This window comes from Paraburkholderia sp. BR10954 (genome assembly GCF_040965775.1).
GTDB lineage: Bacteria > Pseudomonadota > Gammaproteobacteria > Burkholderiales > Burkholderiaceae > Paraburkholderia > Paraburkholderia youngii.
This window is the reverse complement of the sequence record NZ_JBFRCK010000114.1, coordinates 1-5,166: the sequence shown is the minus strand read 5'-3', so window position 1 is coordinate 5,166 and position 5,166 is coordinate 1. Positions and strand designations below refer to the sequence as shown.

Annotated in this window: 6 protein-coding genes; 2 read left to right on the top strand and 4 right to left on the bottom strand. The window is 62.7% G+C overall.

What is annotated here, in order from left to right:
* From AB4Y34_RS40835 to AB4Y34_RS40820, 4 genes are all read right to left on the bottom strand, one after another.
* Positions 1-832, bottom strand: an 832-nt coding sequence (locus AB4Y34_RS40835) for a TolC family protein (protein WP_368719201.1), incomplete at its 3' end; no start/stop codon positions are given.
* 54 nt (positions 833-886) lie between these two features.
* On the bottom strand, positions 887-1,324 hold the full coding sequence (locus AB4Y34_RS40830; protein WP_176386049.1) for a MarR family winged helix-turn-helix transcriptional regulator: 438 nt from the start codon (positions 1,322-1,324) through the stop codon (positions 887-889).
* Positions 1,325-1,430: 106 nt separating this feature from the next.
* Complete coding sequence (locus AB4Y34_RS40825) at positions 1,431-2,993, bottom strand: DHA2 family efflux MFS transporter permease subunit (protein ID WP_368719200.1); 1,563 nt, start codon at positions 2,991-2,993, stop codon at positions 1,431-1,433.
* Between the two features lie 85 nt (positions 2,994-3,078).
* Positions 3,079-3,516, bottom strand: a complete 438-nt coding sequence (locus AB4Y34_RS40820; protein WP_176384530.1) for a MarR family winged helix-turn-helix transcriptional regulator — start codon at positions 3,514-3,516, stop codon at positions 3,079-3,081.
* Positions 3,517-3,716: 200 nt separating this feature from the next.
* On the opposite strand from AB4Y34_RS40820, the gene AB4Y34_RS40815 reads away from it, so the two are divergent.
* Together AB4Y34_RS40815 and AB4Y34_RS40810 are read left to right on the top strand one after the other, a co-directional pair.
* Positions 3,717-4,139, top strand: a complete 423-nt coding sequence (locus AB4Y34_RS40815) for a VOC family protein (protein WP_176384532.1) — start codon at positions 3,717-3,719, stop codon at positions 4,137-4,139.
* Positions 4,140-4,334: 195 nt separating this feature from the next.
* The gene (locus tag AB4Y34_RS40810) at positions 4,335-5,045 is read left to right on the top strand and encodes an SDR family NAD(P)-dependent oxidoreductase (RefSeq protein ID WP_368719199.1); all 711 of its coding nucleotides are present in this window, start codon (positions 4,335-4,337) and stop codon (positions 5,043-5,045) included.
* The last annotated feature ends 121 nt before the right edge of the window (positions 5,046-5,166 follow it).

Genomic DNA, 5,166 nt, shown 5'->3' with positions numbered 1-5,166 from the left:
GCCGCGTGATCGCGAGTCCGCGGTCGGGACCCTTGCCAAGCAGCGCCGCCAGTTGATAGCGGGTGCTCAGGATGCTGCCGTCGAGCGCGCTGACGCGGGCACGGCTCGTCGACAGATTCGCGTCGGCCGTCTTGCGCTCCACTTCGGTGTCGAGACCGTTTGCGATGCGGCCGGAGGTAATGCGGTCGATCTGCTCGCGCCGCGCGACTTCCTGTTGCGCGATATCGCGTAACGCGTAGAGCCGCGCCAGCTCGTTGTACGTGCGGGCGATCGAGGTGTCGAGCGTGAGCCTGACGACCTGCTCGTCGGCCTCGGCAGCGGACGCCTCCGACACAGCCGCGCGCAGCGCCTCGCGGTTCTTGCCCCACAGATCGAGATCGTAGGAAGCGCTGAGCAGCCCCTTGTTCTCCGTCTGCCACGAGCCGGCATAGGGCGGCGGGATCAGCGCGCTGCTGCTGAACTGCTGGCGCGTCAGCGAGTACGAAGCGTCGACGCGCGGCAGCGTGTTGGCCTTCGCCGTTTCGCTGTAGGCTTGTGCCTGTTCGACCCGGGCGCGCGCCTGGGCAAGCGTCGGGCTGCCTTGCAGCGCCTCGGCGATCAACGCCTTCAGTTGAGCGTCGCCGAACTGGTCGACCCAGTCCGGGGACGGCCAGTTCCCATGCTCCTGCGGCAGGCTCCGGGCCGTTTCCAGCTGTTGTGGCTGATTGATCTGCTTGTCGCTGTGGATGCCCGCATAGTTTGCACATGCTGCCAGCACTGCGAAGGAGATCACCGAAACACCGAGCTTCAGCGAACGGGCGACGGTGTTTGCCCTGGAAGTTTGCGTTTTCATTTTCTGACTAATCAGATTAATGGGTCAAAAAAACGCGGCCCACGGCCGCGCCGCTCACTCGCCTGTGAACTTGCGAAGCAGGCGGTCCAGCTCGGCAAACTCCGCCTTGGTGAATTTGCGCAGGCGGGCGTTCAGCACATGCGGGGCGACTTCCGGAATCCGCGCGGCGGTTTTCTGCCCCTGCGCGGTCAACGTCAGATTGACCACGCGGCGATCTTGCGGGTCGCGCGAACGTTCCAGCAGCCCCTTCGATTCCAGCTTGTCGAGCATCCGCGTCATCAGGCCGGTGTCGATGCCGAGCAGCTTCGACAGCTCGAAAGGCGTGGTGGCCACACCCTGCTTCAGCGAAAGCAGGATACCCATCTGCTGGCCGTTGATGTCCAGGTCCTTGAGCGCCGCGTCCATTTCCGCGACGACGACGTTGCGGGCCTTGACGAGCCTGAAGCCGATACTTTCGGTAAGCATGAAGTTCTTCGTCGTGTAGTGGTCCATGGCGTGTTCTCCTTGTTGATTTCAACAATATCTGCATCATCAGATAATGTCAAGGAGAGGATTGTGTGTTTCATTTTCCGCCCCAAACCGGGTTGCCCAATCGGGTTCAATGTCCGCCGGCGGCTGCCGCGCCCGCGGCTCCACCCCTGGTCGGTTTCGTGACCCAGATCAGCGGGATGATGACCAAAAAGATCACCGCCGAAATCCAGAAGATGTCGTTCAGGCCCAGCATCGTCGCCTGCGCGTTCAGTGAGGCCTCGTAAAACGCCGTGGCCTTGGGAACGCCCGCGTCCAGCGCCGCCTGCAGGTGCGCGATCGCGCCGGTGAAACCAGGGTTCTCGACGCTGGTTTGCTCGGCAAGTCGCGCATGATGAAGAATCGTACGGTCGTTCCATGCATTGCTCATCAGCGAGGTGCCCACCGCGCCCGCGAAAATCCGCACGAAGTTGGACAGACCCGCCGCCGCCGGAATCTCCTCCGGCTTCAGGCCCGACAGGATGATCGCCGTCAGCGGCGTAAAGAACAACGCGGTCGGGATGCCTTGCAGCAGCGTCGGCAGCACGAGGGTCCACGCGTCTACGCCGGTCGTATAGTTCGAGCGCATGAAAAACACCGCAGCGAATCCGGCGAACGCAAGCGTGGCGAGCACCCGCATGTCCGAGCGCGGCATGATCTTGCCCATCACCGGCGCGAGGATCACGGCGAAAATGCCGAGCGGCGCGGTCACGAGCCCGGCGTCGACGGCCCGGTAGCCGAGGAAGCCCTGAATCCACTGCGGCAGGATCACGAGGTTGGCGAAGAAGATCGCGTAGGCGACCGAAATAGCGATCGTGCCGCCGAGGAAGTTGCGTCTCGCGAAAAGCCGCAGGTTGACGATCGGTTTTTCCTCGGTCAATTCCCAGATCAGGAAGAACAGGAAGCTGACCACGGCGACGATCGTCAGCGCCCAGATCACCGGCGAGCTGAACCAGTCGAGGTCGCGGCCCTTGTCGAGCATGATCTGCAGCGGTGCGACCCAGGCGATCAGTGAGATCAGCCCGACCTTGTCGATCGGGAGTTTGCGGACCGGCGTCTCGCGATCGCGGTAGATCGCCCAGATCGCGCCCGCGGCAAACAGGCCGACCGGCACGTTGATGTAGAAAATCCACGACCAGCTGTAGCTGTCGGTGATCCAGCCGCCGAGCGCGGGGCCCGCGATCGGCCCGACCGTCGCCGTCATCGCCCACAGCGCAAGCGCGTTCGAGCCTTTTTCCTTGGGAAACGACGCGAGCAGCATGGCCTGCGACAGCGGCACCAGCGGCCCCGCCACCGCGCCCTGCACGACGCGCGCGACGAGCAGTACCAGCAGGTTCGGAGCGAGTCCGCACGCCGCCGATGACAGCACGAACAGCAGGATCGCCCAGACGAACAGCTTGACCTGGCCGATGCGCTGCGTGAGCCACCCTGTCAGCGGAATCGACACCGCGTTGGCCGCGGCGAACAGCGTGATGACCCACGTGCCTTCGTCGATCGAGACGCCCAGGTTGCCCGAGAGCGTCGGAATCGCGACGTTGGCGATCGACGAATCGAGCACGTTCATGAAGGTCGCGAGCGCCACGGCGAACGTGCCGATGGCGAATTTCGCGCCAGTCAGCTGGGCCGGCGCGGCCGGGTTGGTCGATGGGTTCATTGCAACTCCTCGTCTCGGTTCGAAGCGCCCTTCGATTGCGGGCTGATATCTGATATGTCAGATAATCGAATAAAAAAAATGCCGCCTAGTCGTTCAGCAGTCTGGACAGCAGCACGTTCAACGTATCGAAGTCCGACTTCGAGAAGTGCGAGAGCCGCTCGCTCCAAGCGCCACGGGTGACTCGGACATTGCGGGCGGCGACGGCCTGCCCTTCCCGGGTCAACGACACGTCCACGTGACGGCGATCCCTCTCGTTACGCGCGCGCTCGATCAGTCCGCTCTTTTCGAGCCTGTCCAGCACGCGGGTCATCCGGGCCGGGGGGATACCTGCCTGTTTCGAAAGTGCGGCCGGCGTTGTGACGTTGCCGCGCGCAAGCGTGAGCAGGACGCCGCGCGCCTGCAGGTTCAGCCCTGCATCCGCGAGCCCCGATCTGAGCTCGCTTCCAATCAGCTGACGCGCCTGACCCAGCACGGACACCAGCTTTTGCGCGCGCTCAAAGTCTTCGTTGGTCGAATCGTCCATTGGTCGTCTCCAAGATATCTGACTTCAGCTTATTTGACTATGCAGATTTAAGCAAGCGGATTTGTTCGCCAGATGCGCCACATGGTGTAAAAACTGAATTGCGCCGCCAGCGACAATCGACGCCATTTCATGTGGCTACATGTGGCTATGATGTTCTGGCGGGGATTCGACCGCCGCTTTCTTTTCAGGAAGACAGAATCATGACTGACAACCCGCTTACTTCAGGTATCGATCACGTCGGACTCACGGTCCGCGATCTGAACCTCACACGCGACTTCTTCGTGAAGTGCCTCGGCTGGAAACAGGTTGGCGAACGGCCCGCTTACCCGGCGGCGTTCGTATCGGACGGACACGTGATGTTGACGCTGTGGCAGGTCACCGACCCGAGCCGCATCGTCGAATTCGATCGCAAGGTTCATGTCGGACTTCATCATCTTGCGTTGCGCGTGAGCAGCGAGGAAGCGCTCACCGATATATTCGCGCGCGTATCGGCGTGGCCCGGCGTGAAGGTCGAATTCGCGCCGGAGGACCTCGGTGCCGGTCCCAAACGCCACACAATGGTGTATGAACCGGGCGGGATCAGGCTCGAGTTCGATCACGATCCGCGAACGCAAACATCCTGAATGCGGATCGGTGCCGCTGAGGTCAGACGCCGCGACACGCACGCGACGTGTCACGACTGACCTCTTGTTCCTGCCGCTCACAAGTGTTTGTCCGCGCCCTGTATGCAAAAGCGGAGCACGACTGCATAAATTAGTAGCCATCGGAGCCATCAGCCCGATCACACAGTGCTGATCCAATTTACTTCGAGGTTCACTATGAGTCAGTCTCCCAAAGTCATCGTGGTTACCGGTGCGTCGCAAGGCATCGGCGCCGAAACGGCCAAGGCGTTTCGCCAGCTCGGCCACAACGTCGTCGCGACATCGCGCAGCATCAAGCCGTCCGACGATCCCAACCTCGTCACCGTGGCCGGTGACATCGCCGATCCGGCCACGGCTCGACGGGTCATCGAAACAGCCGTGGCGCGCTTCGGGCGGGTCGATACGCTCGTCAACAATGCGGGCATTTTCGTGGCCAAGCCGTTCACGCAATACACGGCCGAAGATTACGCGACGGTCACCGGCATCAATCTCGCGGGCTTCTTCCACATCACGCAGTTGGCGATCGCCGAAATGGAGAAGCATGAGCGCGGCCATGTGGTCAGCATCACGACGACCCTCGTCGATCACGCGATCGACGGCGTGCCGTCCGTGCTGGCCTCGCTGACCAAGGGCGGCCTCGCCGCCGCGACCCGCTCGCTCGCGATCGAGTATGCGAAGCGCGGCATTCGCGCCAACGCAGTTTCGCCCGGCATCATCAAGTCACCGATGCATGCGCCCGAGACCCATGCGGCGCTCGGCGCATTGCATCCGGTGGGTCATATGGGCGAGATGAGCGACATCGTGAATGCGATCCTTTATCTCGACTCGGCGCCGTTCGTGACCGGCGAGATCCTGCATGTGGACGGCGGCCAGAGCGCGGGGCACTGAGCGGGCCATGCGATGAAGACGCGCGCGCCGCTCAGTGACCGCGCGTGCGTGGCGCGGGCACTGGGGGTGTCGTGGGCGTGGCCAACTGCTCGATCAGAAATTCGACGAAAACCCGCACGCG

Excerpts from the sequence above, each read along its gene's own strand:
- AB4Y34_RS40830 (WP_176386049.1), bottom strand. The coding sequence starts at position 1,324 with ATGGACCACTACACGACGAAGAACTTCATGCTTACCGAAAGTATCGGC.
- AB4Y34_RS40825 (WP_368719200.1), bottom strand. The coding sequence starts at position 2,993 with ATGAACCCATCGACCAACCCGGCCGCGCCGGCCCAGCTGACTGGCGCG.
- AB4Y34_RS40820 (WP_176384530.1), bottom strand. The coding sequence starts at position 3,516 with ATGGACGATTCGACCAACGAAGACTTTGAGCGCGCGCAAAAGCTGGTG.
- AB4Y34_RS40815 (WP_176384532.1), top strand. The coding sequence starts at position 3,717 with ATGACTGACAACCCGCTTACTTCAGGTATCGATCACGTCGGACTCACG.
- AB4Y34_RS40810 (WP_368719199.1), top strand. The coding sequence starts at position 4,335 with ATGAGTCAGTCTCCCAAAGTCATCGTGGTTACCGGTGCGTCGCAAGGC.